General features: G+C 44.8%; 24 protein-coding genes and 1 tRNA gene. 4 read left to right on the forward strand and 21 right to left on the reverse strand.

The window, feature by feature from the left end; all coding sequences use genetic code 11:
• Positions 1 to 32 precede the first annotated feature (32 nt).
• The 19 genes from ACXHJ2_RS21050 to ACXHJ2_RS21140 all read right to left on the reverse strand — a co-directional run bounded on the left by ACXHJ2_RS21050 (position 33) and on the right by ACXHJ2_RS21140 (position 10263).
• Positions 33 to 596 carry a hypothetical protein gene (locus ACXHJ2_RS21050; RefSeq protein WP_165083391.1) on the reverse strand — a complete coding sequence of 188 codons (564 nt, stop codon included), beginning with the start codon at positions 594 to 596 and terminating at the stop codon, positions 33 to 35.
• Between the two features lie 18 nt (positions 597 to 614).
• Positions 615 to 1043, reverse strand: coding sequence for a DUF5348 domain-containing protein (locus tag ACXHJ2_RS21055; protein ID WP_238791668.1), 429 nt, complete (start codon positions 1041 to 1043; stop codon positions 615 to 617).
• A 122-nt stretch (positions 1044 to 1165) separates the two neighbouring features.
• A complete protein-coding gene (locus ACXHJ2_RS21060; RefSeq protein WP_165083388.1) occupies positions 1166 to 2143 on the reverse strand; it encodes a hypothetical protein in 978 nt (325 codons plus the stop codon).
• A gap of 2 nt (positions 2144 to 2145) precedes the next feature.
• Positions 2146 to 2670, reverse strand: coding sequence for a crossover junction endodeoxyribonuclease RuvC (locus tag ACXHJ2_RS21065; protein ID WP_238791122.1), 525 nt, complete (start codon positions 2668 to 2670; stop codon positions 2146 to 2148).
• Between the two features lie 5 nt (positions 2671 to 2675).
• Positions 2676 to 2834 carry a hypothetical protein gene (locus ACXHJ2_RS21070; protein ID WP_165083384.1) on the reverse strand — a complete coding sequence of 53 codons (159 nt, stop codon included), beginning with the start codon at positions 2832 to 2834 and terminating at the stop codon, positions 2676 to 2678.
• Positions 2819 to 2986, reverse strand: a complete 168-nt coding sequence (locus tag ACXHJ2_RS21075; RefSeq protein WP_238791116.1) for a hypothetical protein — start codon at positions 2984 to 2986, stop codon at positions 2819 to 2821. The genes ACXHJ2_RS21070 and ACXHJ2_RS21075 overlap by 16 nt, the downstream gene beginning before the upstream one ends.
• A 41-nt stretch (positions 2987 to 3027) precedes the next feature.
• Positions 3028 to 3222 (reverse strand): DUF6906 family protein, encoded by a 195-nt coding sequence (locus ACXHJ2_RS21080; protein WP_013372040.1) that lies wholly within the window; start codon positions 3220 to 3222, stop codon positions 3028 to 3030.
• Between the two features lie 13 nt (positions 3223 to 3235).
• Positions 3236 to 4522 carry a replicative DNA helicase gene (locus tag ACXHJ2_RS21085; RefSeq protein ID WP_185156546.1) on the reverse strand — a complete coding sequence of 429 codons (1287 nt, stop codon included), beginning with the start codon at positions 4520 to 4522 and terminating at the stop codon, positions 3236 to 3238.
• Entirely contained in the window at positions 4488 to 5501 is a 1014-nt protein-coding gene (locus tag ACXHJ2_RS21090; RefSeq protein WP_165083380.1) for a replication protein, read from the reverse strand. Before ACXHJ2_RS21090 ends, ACXHJ2_RS21085 begins: the two co-directional genes overlap by 35 nt.
• A gap of 70 nt (positions 5502 to 5571) precedes the next feature.
• Complete coding sequence (locus tag ACXHJ2_RS21095) at positions 5572 to 5775, reverse strand: hypothetical protein (protein ID WP_165083378.1); 204 nt, start codon at positions 5773 to 5775, stop codon at positions 5572 to 5574.
• Complete coding sequence (recT, locus tag ACXHJ2_RS21100) at positions 5772 to 6686, reverse strand: recombination protein RecT (protein ID WP_165083376.1); 915 nt, start codon at positions 6684 to 6686, stop codon at positions 5772 to 5774. Before recT ends, ACXHJ2_RS21095 begins: the two co-directional genes overlap by 4 nt.
• A gap of 10 nt (positions 6687 to 6696) precedes the next feature.
• The gene (locus ACXHJ2_RS21105; protein WP_165083374.1) at positions 6697 to 7644 is read right to left on the reverse strand and encodes a YqaJ viral recombinase family nuclease; all 948 of its coding nucleotides are present in this window, start codon (positions 7642 to 7644) and stop codon (positions 6697 to 6699) included.
• A gap of 101 nt (positions 7645 to 7745) precedes the next feature.
• On the reverse strand, positions 7746 to 7991 hold the full coding sequence (locus ACXHJ2_RS21110; RefSeq protein WP_076294482.1) for a hypothetical protein: 246 nt from the start codon (positions 7989 to 7991) through the stop codon (positions 7746 to 7748).
• Positions 7988 to 8239, reverse strand: coding sequence for a hypothetical protein (locus ACXHJ2_RS21115; RefSeq protein WP_165083372.1), 252 nt, complete (start codon positions 8237 to 8239; stop codon positions 7988 to 7990). The genes ACXHJ2_RS21110 and ACXHJ2_RS21115 overlap by 4 nt, the downstream gene beginning before the upstream one ends.
• A 231-nt stretch (positions 8240 to 8470) precedes the next feature.
• On the reverse strand, positions 8471 to 8719 hold the full coding sequence (locus ACXHJ2_RS21120) for a hypothetical protein (protein WP_165083370.1): 249 nt from the start codon (positions 8717 to 8719) through the stop codon (positions 8471 to 8473).
• Complete coding sequence (locus ACXHJ2_RS21125; protein WP_165083368.1) at positions 8716 to 8952, reverse strand: hypothetical protein; 237 nt, start codon at positions 8950 to 8952, stop codon at positions 8716 to 8718. The genes ACXHJ2_RS21120 and ACXHJ2_RS21125 overlap by 4 nt, the downstream gene beginning before the upstream one ends.
• A gap of 9 nt (positions 8953 to 8961) precedes the next feature.
• Positions 8962 to 9477 (reverse strand): helix-turn-helix domain-containing protein, encoded by a 516-nt coding sequence (locus ACXHJ2_RS21130; RefSeq protein WP_075153628.1) that lies wholly within the window; start codon positions 9475 to 9477, stop codon positions 8962 to 8964.
• 134 nt (positions 9478 to 9611) lie between these two features.
• Positions 9612 to 9806 (reverse strand): hypothetical protein, encoded by a 195-nt coding sequence (locus tag ACXHJ2_RS21135; RefSeq protein WP_165083366.1) that lies wholly within the window; start codon positions 9804 to 9806, stop codon positions 9612 to 9614.
• A 202-nt stretch (positions 9807 to 10008) separates the two neighbouring features.
• Positions 10009 to 10263 carry a helix-turn-helix transcriptional regulator gene (locus ACXHJ2_RS21140; protein ID WP_049817010.1) on the reverse strand — a complete coding sequence of 85 codons (255 nt, stop codon included), beginning with the start codon at positions 10261 to 10263 and terminating at the stop codon, positions 10009 to 10011.
• Between the two features lie 170 nt (positions 10264 to 10433).
• Here ACXHJ2_RS21140 and ACXHJ2_RS21145 point away from each other — a divergent pair, with 170 nt between their 5' ends.
• The 3 genes from ACXHJ2_RS21145 (at position 10434) to ACXHJ2_RS21155 (ending at position 12972) form a co-directional block, all read left to right on the forward strand.
• Complete coding sequence (locus ACXHJ2_RS21145) at positions 10434 to 10802, forward strand: helix-turn-helix domain-containing protein (protein ID WP_238791115.1); 369 nt, start codon at positions 10434 to 10436, stop codon at positions 10800 to 10802.
• 361 nt (positions 10803 to 11163) lie between these two features.
• The gene (locus ACXHJ2_RS21150) at positions 11164 to 11664 is read left to right on the forward strand and encodes a hypothetical protein (RefSeq protein WP_165083362.1); all 501 of its coding nucleotides are present in this window, start codon (positions 11164 to 11166) and stop codon (positions 11662 to 11664) included.
• Positions 11665 to 11799: 135 nt separating this feature from the next.
• On the forward strand, positions 11800 to 12972 hold the full coding sequence (locus ACXHJ2_RS21155) for a site-specific integrase (RefSeq protein ID WP_165083360.1): 1173 nt from the start codon (positions 11800 to 11802) through the stop codon (positions 12970 to 12972).
• A 94-nt stretch (positions 12973 to 13066) separates the two neighbouring features.
• Here ACXHJ2_RS21155 and ACXHJ2_RS21160 read toward each other — a convergent pair.
• Positions 13067 to 13138, reverse strand: a tRNA-Thr gene (locus ACXHJ2_RS21160).
• Positions 13139 to 13211: 73 nt separating this feature from the next.
• Positions 13212 to 13559 (reverse strand): MTH1187 family thiamine-binding protein, encoded by a 348-nt coding sequence (locus ACXHJ2_RS21165; RefSeq protein ID WP_040102273.1) that lies wholly within the window; start codon positions 13557 to 13559, stop codon positions 13212 to 13214.
• 522 nt (positions 13560 to 14081) lie between these two features.
• Between ACXHJ2_RS21165 and ACXHJ2_RS21170 the strand changes: the two genes are divergently transcribed.
• Positions 14082 to 16415 (forward strand): ribonucleoside-diphosphate reductase subunit alpha, encoded by a 2334-nt coding sequence (locus ACXHJ2_RS21170; RefSeq protein WP_165083358.1) that lies wholly within the window; start codon positions 14082 to 14084, stop codon positions 16413 to 16415.
• Positions 16416 to 16420 lie beyond the last annotated feature (5 nt).

Below are 16420 nucleotides of genomic sequence, written 5' to 3' on the forward strand. Positions count from 1 at the left end.
GGAAAAGCCCCTATAATCTGACTCATACAAGCTCACCTTGGTCTCAACTCCAAAAACTGCAAATTAGACAGTTCTCCAATTCGATATTCAGCTTGAACCAAATTTAACAAGCCGAGTATTTGGAAGCTATGAGCTATCTTTTTTATCGCTGCCCTTCTGCGTTCAGCAAACGTACTCCCACTAATTGGGTACATGTCGTTCCGGTAACCTTTCCCCATATATGACTGCGCTACAAGGTACCTCGCACCTTTGATATACAAAAGTTCCAAAATGGTTCGCTCGTACGGATTAACTAAGTTGTTAATGGAACTCTGTATAATTTGAGAGAGCGTGTTATACAGGAAGTAAAGCTCCGGGCGCCTATATTTAAGGATCATAGCCTTTGTTTGCCTAACATGACCTTTCTCTCCCTCGTAACTTTTCAGAGAAATGCTGGACTTTACTGCAAATTGATAGTCTCTGACTATCCTTACTATTTGAGGATTTATTGAAAGCAGGTATTCTGTCTTTTTAAATTCTTCAGTTGACACACCAACTCGCTTACCTGCTACGTCCTTGAGGGCTCTATCTAATTCTGCAATTCTTATTTGAGCCAAGATCAACCTCCCCCCTTCTCAGCGTGCAATGTGTTTGTACCGAACGCGTAGCCCTTCAAGCGGTATGCTACAGTCATCGACTAAGTAGTAATCATATCCGTTGTGTTCGATACGCGAGAGTTCCCAGCAAACACCGTCGTCATTTTGGTCCTGATACTCAAGTGTTTGTCCAGAAGTGAACTCCCGTCCATGCAAAGCATATCGGCCGCCCACATTTTTAGTTAGTATACCCTCGTCTACTACCTCAGCAAAGGTCTGGTCAAGCAATCGTTTAGCATCATCCAGAAGGTTGCCTACCCGGCAAAACATCCCACGGAGGTACTGATCATCCGGATTTCCCCTGTTGTAATGTGCTGTCCAATTTTCCTCAGCAGTGACAATCATCTGACTAACGCGCTGCATTCGTGAAAGCAATGCCTCCAATTCTACGGTTATCTTATTTTTCATAGATCCATTCATAGATATCGTCCTTTCGAGTTGAAATAAGATCATACGTTCCGTTTTATAGGTGCAAGTGGCCGCCGTAGCCCGTGAGGGTAGGGGCCACGTTGCTTTATGAAAGGAACGCCTTACGCCGCTCCCCCGTTTCTCATTTGCTTGGCAACCATCTTCTTATAAGCTGTCCATTTGGTAGTGATCTGGCCACTGGTCAAGCCGATGCTTTTAGCAATCTGCATCCACGTCTTGCCTTCTTCACGGCGCTGTTGAAGCAAAGTAGGGAAATCAACAGGAATATCGTCAAAGGTAGGACGGACTTTCAGAATGTATTCTTCCAGCTCCTCCTTATCGACTGTCGTCTCGGAATCTGTGTCAGTAGCAGGATTTGAGTCATCCTTCGGCTTGTTGTCATTCTCAGATTCATTTTCTCCAGTCTGCTCGGACGGATCAGTATTAGCACCTTCTTGCTCTCCCGGCTGATCGCCATTTTGTTGTTCTTCTTGCTGACTGTTTACTGGCTCCCCATCTTTCGGCGGTACCGTATTGACTTGGCCTTTGCGCCATTCATCCCACTTTGCAGCCATTGGCGCGACCCGCTTACGGTACTCATCCACCATAACCACAAACACGCCCACACCCATACCAATATCGGCAGCTATTTTCAGATAGGTGTCCCCACTGGACAAGCGCTCTGTAATTTCCAAAAAGTCATACTGCATGTCGTCAAAGCGCGGCGCCAGCCCGCTAAGTATAAAGTCCTGAATAATTTCAAGGTCAATCTGCTCTGGATCAGCTTTAACCTCCACTTTCTCAGGAGGAAGCCCAAGATCCATGGAGAGCTGCTCTCCTTCCGGCTTCGCTATAGATACCACACCACCATCATCCACGGTGTATTTCGTGATTGGCTTGCCCGTTCTGGCATTCTTCAAAACTTTGTACGTGACAATCTGTGAATCCAGGCCTCCGATAACTTTAAGCTCCAACATGCTTTGAAGCGTATTATATTGGCCGTCCAGCTCAGAAGCTGGGATACTGATTGTAATTTCCGTTTCTTCCGATGACTTGAGATTGATCTTTTTAACCGTACCTTTGAAATTTATATAGCTCATCTTTAAGCCACTCCCTTAATGAAATTTTGATGATAGGCCCAGCAAAGTGCGATAGCGTCTGAAGGATCAAAAAGACGTTCCCTTATGTCCCCGATTTTGTACTTGCCCCGTGGATCGTTTTTCTTGTACAGGACAGGAATGGCGATCTCGTCATAGTCGAGGTCGAACAACATCTGCATTTCCATGGCGACTGTCTCTTTATCCGCATTCCCTTTACCTGTCTGAATTTTGAGCTCCGAAGGACGGATGCCCACAATCGGCTTGTCCAAATGCAGGGCAGCCAAGGAAACAGAAGTATACGCCCCGACAAGTGCTAGTACACTGTTGGCATTTTTAAAGTGAACTGGACGCTCCAGTACAATCAATTCCGGTTCTTCCTGCTCGATCAGTCGGAATGTGTCCTGATAGATGGCGTCCAAAACACTAGGCATTGTAATTGACGAAAAGTCCCTTAATCCAAAGTCTATCGGCTTACCATTTCGCATTGTGGCCCAACCAGCAAAATTCGTGCCATGGTCAATTCCCATAATCTTCAAATCTGCTTCCCCCTCTTTTTACGCTTACGCGACTGCTTGACCAGCAACATACTGTGTTCAAGGACAAATACCTCGCCTATCACCCTACCGCTTCGGTCTCGTACAGTTTGCTTTAACTGAGTTTGATACATCGGGTCCTTTATCTGGCGCTGCATGAGCTGTCACCTCCAGCGATGGGCCAGTCACCAAGAATCAGGCGAAATTCGGCCATCCCCTCAGACAGCTCGCTCCGATTGATGTCCGGCAGCTCCTCGAGTAATTCCGATTCATTCGGAACTTGTCCAGTACGGACAAACCGATGTTTCATGTACTCATAGACGCTCCAGCGCGTCCAGCATGACGGCTGCATTAGGCCCGTACCTTGTAAGGCTGCAATGCTCCATAGTGCTTATTTAGCAGCCACCGCTTTCCTGAGAATTTGTTTAGCAGCACGACCCCATCTGCTGTTTCCCGTTCTGAGACCCAGTTGTCCAGTGTCACACCTGGTCTGGCCTTTAACAATCCAATCTTTTGCTTTTTGGTGAGTCGTTTCCCCTGTTTCATGTCCGTTCCTCCCCTACGCGATTTGTTGTGTGTCTTTCTCAAATTTGAGTTTCACTACTCCAGTAGGACCATTACGTTGTTTTGCGAGGTTGATTTCCAAGATACCCGGGTCCGGTGTATCAGGATTGTAATATTCGTCCCTGTACAACAAGAGGATATCGTCAGCAACCGCGCTGATTGCGGCGCTGCCTGATAAGTCTGAAACGAATGGTCTTTTATTCTGCCGACTCTCCACATCCTGCTTGACCTGAGATAAGCCGATCAGTGCGCAGTCACAGTCTTTTGCCGCCTTCCGTAGCTTCTGACAAACCCGATGCAAGCCAGAACCACTGTTGTCGTTTCGTTCAGCAGGCTCAACCACTTCCTGTAAGTAATCTACAATGACCAAATCAAGTCCTTCTTGCCGCTTCAATCGGCGCATTTCGGAACAAATGTACTCCGCAGTCACGCCCCGGCTATCATCGATATGAATTTTCCGCAGAAACTCCATCTGCATAGAAATACGCTCGATCTGTTCCGGTTTCAGATGCCCTGAACGTATAGCTTGCAGAGGAATACTGCACAGATTAGCGATCATCCGGTTATAAATCTGCACCTTGGACATTTCCAAGCTAAAGTCCGCAACCTTATGTCCCCGCTGGGTGGCCCGCATCTTAATTTCATTGGCAACGGCTGATTTACCCATGCTAGTTCGAGCTCCAATGACAACCAGGTTAGTACGCTGGAACCCTAGCGTCAGTCGGTCCAATGCTGACCAGCCTGTCATAATACCAAGCGCTCGGGAAGGATCTTGCGTTTTAAGTACCAAGTCCTCATACCACTGGATGATGTCGTCAACCGCCGTATCCTTTTGCAATGCTTTAGGACGAATATCCAGTGAGCGTTGTTCAAACTCATCCAGTAATTCCTCAAACCCGCCTGACGACAAATCCAAAAATTTATCACGGTATTCACCGACCAAATCCAGCGCTTTACGACGAGCATCGGTTTCGATGAGCTGCCTGATATTCTGCTCCAGCATTGAAACTGCAACCGCAGAGCTGGCCAGTTTAGACAGGTAAGAAACTCCACCCACCTTTTCAAGATGCTTTTCGAATACCGTCACCAACATAGTCATGGACAGTTCCTGTTCAGTCCGATGTAGTTCTAGTATCATTTTCAGCAGATTACGATGCCAAGGTTGTGTAAATAAACTTGGTTCTAGTGTTACGGCGACTTCCCCAACAAGGGAGGGGTCTCGAAAAAAGGAACCTAATATTTCAGCCTCAAGTAACTCCGTATTCAGCAAGTCGCTGCTCATCTGCCTTTCTCATCAAGATCGTAATAGGGTCGTCTTCCCGAATTTCTGCTTCCGCCGGTGAAGCCCGATCCATTCGGCGTTCTGTTTCCGGTCCCCCGCGTTTACGGTATCCTTCCAGCGTTCCCCGGACGTAAGCCAAACTCTTTTTCTTCTGTCGAACGGCTTCCCTCATGGCTTTCATAAGCCATTCTCCACCGTAATCGTCGAAAAGGGCTCCCAAGTCTTCGGTTTCAAACGGGGTGACTTTCCCTGTATCTGCAAAATTGTTTTCGTAAGCGCGGTAGATATAGCCAAAGGAATGATTCGAAGGAAGCCCTCCTCCTCCTCCACTTTGCTCTGTATCTAATTCCTGTACAGTATCTAAAGATGTAGTAGTGGTTTTTTTAATAATTGCTTTAAATATTGTTTTAGAGAGCTGAAATCCCTTGGTATGACACCAAAAATCGCGCTTCACAGTTACCTTTTTAGTAACTGGCGAGTTACCTTTTTGGTAACTGAACAGTTGCCTTTTGTGTAACTGAGTTACCTTTTTAGTAACTCGGATCGGTTGCTTTTTTGGTAACTCAGTTACTTTTTTAGTAACTGGTTTGCCGAGATTTGGGGTATGAGTTTCAATGTTAATTTTGATTAAATCGTTCATCATTTTGGGGTCATATCGCTCCACCACATCGACAGTCCACATGTCATAGTACTTATTGATCTGGAACACATTCATGTGCTCGTCCCAAAACAGAACATGATTTTCAACCAGCTTTTTTAGTTCCTTTTTAATATGTTCCTTCCGAACACCACATAGCTCAAAATGTTTAAGCATAGGGATTTTAGCCGATGGCTTCCCGCATCCCCAGCTCAGCGTGAGGACAAAATCAATAATATCCCGCTGCCGCTGAGTAAACTTCCGCCGGATCAGCTCTCGATGTATTTCATGTGATATGCGTATATGTGCGTCCGTAGGCTGAGGATTTACATTGGAGTCCACCGGCTTCACCACCTAATCTCTTGCGTTTTATATATAAATACCGTTCGCTTCTTCACACCGCTTGAATCATTTACACACTCTGCTCCCTAGCATCCCGCAGAAATATATAAGGGTACTTAGCTCGAATCACTGTCCAACCTGGATAGCCCCGCGCGAAGTATTCTCGCACCTCGCGCTTAAAGGCTACAGGGTCGGACTCTTTAATCCGCCAAATGTGTTCACCGATCATGCTGCGTAACAGCGGTTTGCCAGTAATCTCATCTATAGAACTCATTCAAATTCCAGTTCGTCCTGACCTGATCCATCAGCAGGCTGCTGCGAATCAGTGTTATTTGGCTGAGTCGCATCACCTGACTGAGGTGTTTCACTGCCTTCAGATTCAGTTGGCATATCAAAAACAAAAGGTTCATCGTTTGGAGTGATATCCTTACGCACCGTTTCATCCTGAGTAACCGCAGAAGCAATCTCTACACTGATAGGAAGCCACTTCCAGCCTGCGCGAACAACGGTCTTTTTGCACATCTCCACATAATCCGTCACCCAAGGCCCGTTATTTGCAGACTTTGAACGCTTTTTATGAGCTTCAATTTCGCTTATCGGCATGTAATGAATGAAATGACCGCCATCGTTGAATATTGCCACCATGTAAGCACCGATAACCTTGCCGGATTCAGCGGGTTTCGCATCTCGACGAAAGAACCAAGGAACATGCTTCAGGTTTTCTTCCAGGCCGTAGGTTAACTCTATGAAGTCATTTTCATATACTTCATGAGCAACAATGGATCTAATGTTGCCTGAGCGACGGGCCAAATCAATCATGCCTTTATAGCCAATGATGAATTGAACTTCCGTTGTGTTCGTTTTGTTGTTTTTGAATGGAATTAGGTAACAGTGTCCCAATAATCCTGGCTCCAACCCCAACTGAGCAGACTGCATAACCGCTCCCATCAAAGATGCTATTGAGCATTCCAGCAGCTTGGGATTCGTGCGAATCGTCGTTAAGGCTATCCGGCTAAGGCGTTCAATGCTCATATGCTTTGGCATAGCCTCCGCAATTTGATATTTCATTTTGTCCATATAAGCTGCGATGGTCTGAGAAGGTGTAGGCGCATCGTTTTTTGCCCCAGCAGCCTTATTTTGAAGCTTTTTTTCAAGGGTTGCTCCGTTACTGCGTTGCCCTGCCATAATAGCCTCCTTACTTCACCAGAAAACGTCTTGAAGACGTGGTGTTTGCGTATTTTTCAAAGATGTGCGGCTGCTCCTGCTTCAAGCGCTTAGTGTCCAGGCGCGTTGTTTGACTAGACTTCCAAGTCACCAAGGGTTCCCCGTTATACGTAGCAACCTCATTTTCACCGATAGCTGCCTTCAGCTCATTTTCCAATCGCTTGACCTGTTCTTCAGCCACTTTCGCGTCTTCTTTGGCAGCAATGAGCTTGTCCACCAGCAATGCCTGATCTTTCCCCAGCGTAATTTCTGTTGCTGGCCGAGAAGCAGGATATAAGCGATTCAGTAGCTCAGTCGAAGCAGCGCTACCGTCTACCATTGGTGGAACCCGCGGAATTACATGCTTGTTCCAAAACTCGTCCTCAATTTGAATAAGGGATTCAATGATACCTTCGTTTCGCTCAACCAGCTTGTACTGAAATTTTTGACCACCGATCAGAACGGCAAAATATCCGTAATCCACACCAAGTACGGCCATGTAATGTTGGAGCTGAATGGCGTATTCATCAGGAACCTGATCGTCGGCCCATTCGCTCAGCTTATATGCGCTGGCTGTCTTGCACTCCAGGATTCCGATACCACGGCCACCCTTATCCATAATGAGCCTATCCACGTTACCAAGCATGAATGGATGATCTGGGTGCTGATACATCTTATTGCTGCGTTGCACACGTAACCCAGTTTGGTTCATAAACTCACGAGCGACTAAATCCTCTAACTGGTTCCCCCAATAAGCTGCTTCGCCTGGTTCGTCCGGCACAATCTGATCCGTTTTTTCTAAAAAGACACCAACGGGTGATTTATACCGATTCAACCCGGATACCGCAGATGCATCAGAACCACCAATGCCGCGTTTACGCAATTTCAACCATTCGTCACGTTCGATACCTTTTGTAACAGCAGTTACATTCATAGCCATATGACTATCGCTCCCTCTTGTTAGGAACAGCCACCCATGATAAGATGGCCGTATTCACATATTTAGTTTTCAAAAGATCAGTGATAGCCCGTTGCCGCGGGCTATTTTTTTATAATGAAAAAGCTAACTCGTTTCGGTACAACTTCGCTATTCGCTATCTTGAGGCCAGTATCAATGATGCTTTTGAACTGCTCTGTGACTTCTCGTTGTCCCACTGTCTTGATTTTCAGCGCAGTATAAAGCCCCACATTTAACGCGATAGCTTCTAAAAACTCAGTAGCATCCACAGATTCGTCGGTGCTAATTTTCGCAAAAAACTCCACCACTTTTTTATGAGTTGCGTTCATGCCGATTCTCCTTCCATGATTTCGTCATGCTCTGCAATCTGTCGATACTCGACGACCACCGGGGCATTTTCAATGCTTACGATAAGCACGTCATCTTCATCTAAAACATGGAATTCCGAATGGACACTATTTTCATACTCCGTACCGACTTGTTTAATCTCAATGACTTCGCAGCCATTTAGCTCCGTTCCAACTTCAAAAATCCTTGTTGGATTAGAGACAACGGTCAAACGTTGAATAACTTGCACAAAGTTTCCTCCTTCCGTATGTAATTTCAAGCAGACTGGATTCGAACCAGCAGTCAGGCGCGCTCCGTCGTTTTCCGCCTGATATTCTCACCATCGCGTGTACACGTACCATCGTGTCGCTGCTTTGTGTGATGCGTCAGCCGCATCTTCCGACGCCGAACGGGAGTAGGTTATGTTACCGTCCGACGCCGGAAGACAAGGCCGACATGGCCTGTCCGTTGCCAGCTTGTCCTATATCACTGGCGACATATTTCCGAAAAACTCCAACCGTTCTACTGCTGGCAGAAGATTTAGGCTCAGCAAGGCGTTATTCCATTGAAAGTAGGCTTCGTCCCGCTCCTGTAGTAGCTCCTGAAATTCAGATGAAAAAGCTGAACCGCCCGCTTGTAGAAAAGCTTCTATTGCATCCGTGTTGGCCTGCGTTCCTGCCTTCTTATCAAGAAAGTTTTGAATGAGACGTTCCTTTAACTGCTGCGTCACGCACCCTCACCCTTGCTTTCTCTCGCAGAAGGAGATAGAATAAGCAACACATGAGACTTTAATCGAGTTCTCAAACCAAGCGTTCGGCCCGCCAGCCGAGCGTTTTTCTTTTGTTCCAGCTCCATAATTTCCTTGTTCAGAAACCAATCCCATTTCCCATCCTCAATTTGTGTCTCCGATAAACGTTGGCGCATGGAAACTAACTCATCTATGCGTTGTTGTACTATGCTCATAGCTAAACCTCATTTCATATATTTTTTTGCCTTCAGGTCAGCTCGGTGTTCTTTCCAAGCACCCAACCAGGAAAACGAATACTCTTTACATAACACTGCCGCGAAATGCGTAAGAGCAGTAATAGCTTCAACCGTCTCCATCAGTAGACGTTTCATGTTCTGGCGCTCAGAATCAGTAAGTTGGTCAGCAGTTTTGCTAATTGGGACCTCAGCAGACAGAACAAGAACTTCCCTCATTTCTTCAACCGTCTTGAACAGTACACTTGCCCTATGTAGATCTACATTGTCCAGCCAGGGCGCAAAGGCACCGCCTGTCACTTCCCCAGCTGCTGCAATGTAAAGTTGGCCGTCATCATAATGCTCCGCCGCTTGTTGCATGAGCTCTTTCGATGGTTTGCGGGAGCCTTTGATGATCTTTCCAATTAATGAAGCATCCACATGGGTAACTTGTCCGGCTGCGTTACGCGTTTCCCCCCGTCGTTTCAGAACCTCTTGAAGATTGGGACCAAACTGTCCAATTGACATGTTTTTTTCCTCTCCTTTGTCCGAATGACACGTTTATTACGGACAGAGGGCTGATGTAGTATTAGGTTGTAAGTTCTTCCCCCCGTATCCCCTCAACCCGCTGGAGCCGGTACAGCCTGGCGGGTTTCTTCTATTCATATAGCCCCTGATTTTTTCTCTCTTAGCCATTCCAAAGGTTCCGGCCAGAGGACTCGTTTGCCGCGAGCACCGCCAATGTTATATATAGGAAAGCCTGGTTCCTCCACCATGTCATAAGCGGCCTGCTTTCGAATTTTCATCCGTCTTGCCATTTCAGGAACCGTGATAATCTCGCCAGAATGCCGATTCAATTTCTGCACCTCCTTTCCGTATCAAACAGACTTCTATGGAACGAATCCAGTAAAAACGCATAGCTTAAACTTCCTATGATGCTTTATCTTTTTTTGACTCGATATGTGCCGCTAATTCTCTACTGTATTTAATCCAGTAGCATGCCAGCCGTTTATGTGTCCGCCGCTAAGCTTTTTCACTCATAGTTGACGGTTTACTCATTTAGCCAGCCCCCTTTTGTGTTCTTGTACTTTTATTTTGGGATGTATACTGAACCTGTACTTTTAGTCCAAAAAAAAGATAGTTGATATCGGCTTTTAAGATTTCAGAAATTTTGAACGCATCTGTAAGGGAAGGATTAGAATAACCATTTTCCCAATTGCTTACCGTAGCCTTTGAATAACCAAGTTTAAATGCAAGTTCTTCTTGAGTTAGACCACTTTTTTTTCTAGCATCTGCTAGGGCATGATTTTTCAACTTTATCACCTCACTTGTACACCAACCTTGTACCCATGACTTTATTATAAGTACAAGATTGGTGTATGTCAACAATAAAATACAAGGTTAATGTACTTATTTTATATATAAGGCATTTTCGATGTACAATATACATGTACTTTTATAATTATTGTTTAGGGGGAAGTTGTGTGTTTCGCGGAGATAGAGTTGCGTATCGAAGAAAAAAGAAGAAGCTAACTCAAGAAGAATTAGCTTCAAAAGTTAACTTAACCAAGGCGGCTATAAGTAATTACGAGAATGGGCATAGCACCCCTTCAAATGAGACCTTGGTAGCTTTGGCGGACACCCTCGACGTTGATACGGATTATTTACTCGGGCGTACCGACACCCCTTGGAATGAACAAAGTGGCTCTAATTCTAAAAAGAATGATTTGTCTCAAGAGACTACAGACTATGTACTCAAGGAGTTGGTGAAGAAATACAATATTGATCTAACCGACCCACAAAATAAAGAAACATTGGAGAAGATGATTAAGTTGGTCTATGAAGACTTATAAGTGTCTATATAATCAAGCAATTTAGTTTCTATGAATGCATAGACTTCTTCCGGCTTTTCTCGTTCTAACTGTTCGATGTTCGACATCATTTTTTTGAATTCGTCAGTCATAGTTGCACTTCCATTCAATATCTGGATTAATTTCATGTTTTGCACAGTATAATTTTATACGTTAATTTCTATTCTATTGTTTCAAGAATATAGGAGATTGTGTTCATCAAACAATAGACAAATACTATTATATATCCATATGCCCTTCCCACGAAGAGTGACTTTTTAGCGAAGGATATTTTTGTATTTTTTCAACACTAATACAAATTAGCAAATTCCCCAGCCGATGGGATCACATGAGGATGGTTTTGGTGGTTATCATAATCGTAGTTATCCTTTTAGCCATATTGTTTGGGAAGGGAATTAGAAATCTATTTTCACTTGCTTTCATAGGTATATTAACTATTTTCTTATGGGAGATTGCTTGGTGGGGAAAAGTTATAGACTTAATTCTAGCTCTTATTTTTTTTGTCCCTATAATCAATGGTCTTATACAGGGATTCCATACACCAAAGGTTGTAGGTACAGTTCCCTCAAAACCCAGTGGCACAAGGCATGTTGCTAAAAGTGTCGAAGTGAAGCCACGTGAAAAAGCTCAGACTTCTTTTTTATCTGACTTCAATTTAATTGAGATAGCGGAGCCATATGGAGACATTGACCTAAGTAAAGTAAATGTCACGATGGTTTCCAGTACCTTGATGAAAAGGGTTCCTTATTTTAGAAAAATTCAGTTGCAAAATCGTGAGTACATACCTGCTCGTAAAGTTACTTCCTCAAATGAATCAGGTATTTCACTTACAAAGCAATCCTGAGTTGAATTAGAAGCTGTACGGAAAAATTTCCATACGCATGAAATTTCGGTACAATATAACCTAAAGCCCTTTTCGGGCTTTTCTTTTGGAACAAAAACAGAACATACATTCCCTATTTCAATTAGGAGGTTCGTCATGAGAGGACATATAGCCCAGAAAGGGAAGAAATACTACATCGTCGTGGATATGAAAGATGAAGTAACAGGAAAGCGTCGCAGGAAGTGGCTTACTGGCCCCACTGGAGGCTTCGATAAGAAAAGAGATGCTGAACGTGCAATGCCTGACATTCTCAGTGCTTTTAATAAAGGCACCTTTGTAGAACCGACCAAGAAAACTTTCGGTGAAATTATGGAGACCTGGCTCAAAGACAAAAAAACCTCTGTTAAACATGGTACTTGGAAGTCTTATGAGTGGCTTGTAAACACACACATTGTGCCGAATCTCGGGAAAGTGCAGATGACAAAATTAAAACCGCAGCACCTCCATAATTTATATCATGAATTACTCCTACCCAAGTTATCTGTAGCCTCCATCAAGAAAGCTCACGTCCTAATTTTAGATGCTTTAACCCGGGCAGTAGCCTGGGGAGTTATCACTCAGAATGTTGCCTCTTATGTAGAATTACCCCAAGGAAAAAAGAAAAAATTCGAGGTCTGGAATGAACATCAATTAAAAATCTTCCTAGATGCTGCATCTGAAGATCAATACTTCATGGCCTTCGAGCTCGCTGCCTCTACTGGCATGCGTCAAAGTGAAATACTTGCGCTACCCCGATCAGAGGTAGATTTAAAGAGGAAAACGGCTTCGGTTCGACAAGCTTATACCATTTCTGAAATAGGACATGATCTTGATGATACTAAGAATGATAGTAGCGTTCGCTCCATCGCACTGTTTGCTAATACCGTTAATTTTCTAGAAAATCACTTTAGAAAGCAAGAACATGAGCAAGCCAGAAATAAGCTATACAATGATTCAGGCTTAGTAATTCAAACGAGTGTGGGAACGCCTCTCGGCCCCCGCAATCTTATGAGACATTACTATCGTATTTTGGACAAAATTGTAAAGGAACATCCCGACTTTCCTCGGATTCGTTTCCACGATCTGCGACACACTCATGCAACACTACTTCTCAAAGCTGGTATCCATCCAAAGATCGTTCAAGAGCGACTTGGACATTCGTCTATCAATGTAACTCTGGATACCTATTCACATGTTCTTCCGAATCTCCAAGAAGCGGTGTTAAAAAACATTGGCGATTCAATCACAGGAGAGAGCATTAGCACCATAGAACCCACTTTACTAGACTAAAGGGTAGAAAAATGGTAGAAGAATGCTCAATTCAACAAAAAAAGCGCGACGTCCAAAAAGCTTGGAAGCCGCGCTGTGCTTGAGTTTTATAAGATGCTGGTGAAGGGAATTGAACCCCCGACCTACGCATTACGAGTGCGTTGCTCTACCCCTGAGCTACACCAGCAGGTCAGTATGACTGACAACAAAAACTATTATACTCTTAGTTACATAAAAATCAATCACTTACATCAACTTTATCAACTAGGATTTGGATTTAATTCTGTAACATTTCCTGTCGTGGTTCCGGATAGTTTATCTGCGACGGATCTGAGCTTTTGGCGACTGGATGAAGGCTTATCACGGCGATCATCAATTTTGACCGAGGTGGAAACACGTTTGGCTCCTGCCAGGAATGGCGCTTCGTGCAGCGCAGCAATAGCGGTGAACACATCATCCAACGACCCCTCAATAATCGTACTCATGGAGGTAAGCTCATAGGTAATTCCCTTTTGCGTCTTCAACACTTTTTGCATTTGAGCAACATAGTCGCTCAGGCTCGTACTCCCCGTTCCAATCGGGATCACAGTCACTTCTGCAATAGCCATCACCAAGTTCCTCCTTTAATTTAAAAAAATCTTCTTTTTTAAAATTCTAAAACCCAGTCCATAAAGCAACCTTGTTTTGCAAGAAAAGTTCCATATGTATACCGCTTGTTTCTGTAGGAAGCATCTATATTATTTATTGTACCGTCCACTCCGTCTCAATTCAAATACGGCTCGCGACTTCTCTGCATATTTTGATTTTCCATTCCTTTTCCTTTACGTATGGCTTCGAATGTTGCTATAATACTCCTTGCACTTATTTGAAATTTTAAGTTTATACACACAATATGTTGGGTTAAATATTCATAACACCTCTAAATATAGTGATGTAGCCGATAAATCCTACGGGAACCATCTTTTTCCCCTTCATTGGCAGACGCATCGCTATTTCTATGTTATTGGATTACATACAGCCCCAAAATGCTGTCTGACCATCGCTTTTTTCATCATTTTCTTTTCTCAGATCATTTTCATGCCTATTCCCTAAGTATGAATTCCAAATCAAGAAAGCGAGGAATTAATCCTATGCCACAACTCGTAACCAAACCAAACAATCGCCAGTTGGCTTTTGATGAAATACGTATATCCGTATATGCTGACCGTGTGCTCAGCGGGCTGGACAAGCTGGATAAAGATCGACTCATTCGCGGTGTAACCAGTAAGCTGCGCCGGGATGAAGTCACGGGGGATGAAATTAGCAACGCATTTGCAATGGCTGCCCTGGAACTGGTTAGCAAGGAAGAACCGGACTGGAAATTTGCTGCTGCGCGTGCTTTGCTCACTTCTTTATATAAAAAAGCAGCTACTCACCGCCGTTACAAATCGTATGCAGACGAGCCTTACGGCGCTTTTTACCCACTGATCACCGATTTAGTTCAAAAAGGAATCTACCGTCAAGAGCTGCTTGACTGCTACACCAAGGAGCAGATTGATGAACTCGGCGATTCCATATTGCCGCAGAATGACCTGCTGTTCGACTATATCGGACTGTTGACGCTGTCTGAGCGCTATTTGGCCAATGATTTTGACGGACGCGTGATGGAACTTCCGCAAGAACGCTACATGATTATCGCAATGTACCTGATGCATCAGGAGCCTGCCGACAAGCGTATGGAGCTGGTCAAGGAAGCATACTGGGCGATGAGCAACATGTACATGACAGCAGCTACACCAACCATGTCTAATGCCGGAAAAAAGGTGGCGGGACAGCTTTCCAGCTGCTTTATCGACACCGTAGACGACTCATTGGAAGGTATTTTCGATTCCAATACCGATGTAGCCCGTCTTAGCAAAATGGGTGGCGGCATCGGCGTATACCTCGGTAAAGTACGGGCACGCGGCTCCGATATCCGCGGACATAAAAATACAAGCTCTGGTGTTATTCCTTGGATTCGCCAGTTGAACAATACAGCTGTTAGCGTAGACCAACTGGGTACACGCAAAGGTGCAATTGCCGTTTATCTGGACGTATTCCACAAAGACATTCTGGCATTCCTGGACCTAAAGCTGAACAACGGTGATGAGCGGATGCGTGCGCATGACGTGTTCCACGGCGTATGTCTACCCGATCTGTTCATGGAGCGGGTCGAAGCACGGGGCGAATGGAACCTGTTCTGTCCGCATGAAGTGAAGAAGGTCATGAGCTGGAAAGATGACAAGGGTCGTCCACTGGGACTGGAAGATTTTTATGATGAAACCTTCGGTTCAGGCTCCTTCCGCGAGAAGTATGAGGAGGCGTCACAGCATCCGATCCTTTCTCGTATTACGGTGCCTGCCATTGACATCATGAAGCGTCTGATGAAATCACAGTTGGAAACAGGTACGCCGTACATGTTCTACCGCGATACGGTAAACCGGGCTAACCCGAACCGTGCCCATGGTATGGTGTATTCCTCCAACCTGTGTACGGAAATTATGCAAAATCAATCTGCAACGGTAGTAGAAAAAGAAGAACTGGTCACCAAGGACGGACAAACACGCATTGTTATTTCCAAAATTCCTGGCGACTTTGTGGTGTGCAACCTGAACTCCATTCATCTAGCTCGTGCTGTTCCGGCAGGTGTGCTGGATCGTCTCGTACCGATTCAGGTACGTATGCTGGATAATGTTATTGATATCAACAACATTGAGGTGCTGCAAGCACAATACACGAACAGCCAATATCGTGCAGTCGGCTTGGGTACATTTGGGCTGCATCATCTGCTCGCACTTGAGGGCATCCGCTGGGAGTCCGATGAAGCGGTAACCTATAACGATCATTTGTATGAAAAAATCAACTACCTGGCTGTAAAATCCAGCATGGAGCTAGCGAAAGAAAAAGGCCGTTATGCCAAATTCGAGGGTTCCGACTGGGCTACTGGGCATTATTTCACTTCCCGTGGCTATACAGATGGTACACGTGAAGGCAAATTCGTCACTACATCCGAGTGGAGCGAGCTTGCGGAAGAAGTCCAACAAAACGGTGTCCGTAACGCATGGCTGTTCGCCATCGCGCCTAATGGTTCCACGTCCATCATTGCAGGCTCTACCGCTAGCATTGATCCACTGTATGAGTTGCTTTCCTATGAAGAGAAAACAACCTACAAGATCGCTAACCCTGCACCAGACTTGAATGAAAAAACCATCTGGTACTACAAAACAGCTTTCTTGCTGGATCAACATGCTTCGATCAACATGGCTTCTGCACGTCAGCGTCATATTGACCAAGGTCAAAGCTTTAACCTGTATGTGCGCCCAGATATTAAAGCTACCGAATTTTTAGAGCTGCACATCCATGCTTGGAAATCAGGTATGAAGTCGACCTATTATGTACGCAGCCGCGCACTGACGATTGAAGAATGCGAAAGCTGCGCATCCTAAACTAA

The organism is Paenibacillus sp. ALE3 (assembly GCF_054113405.1).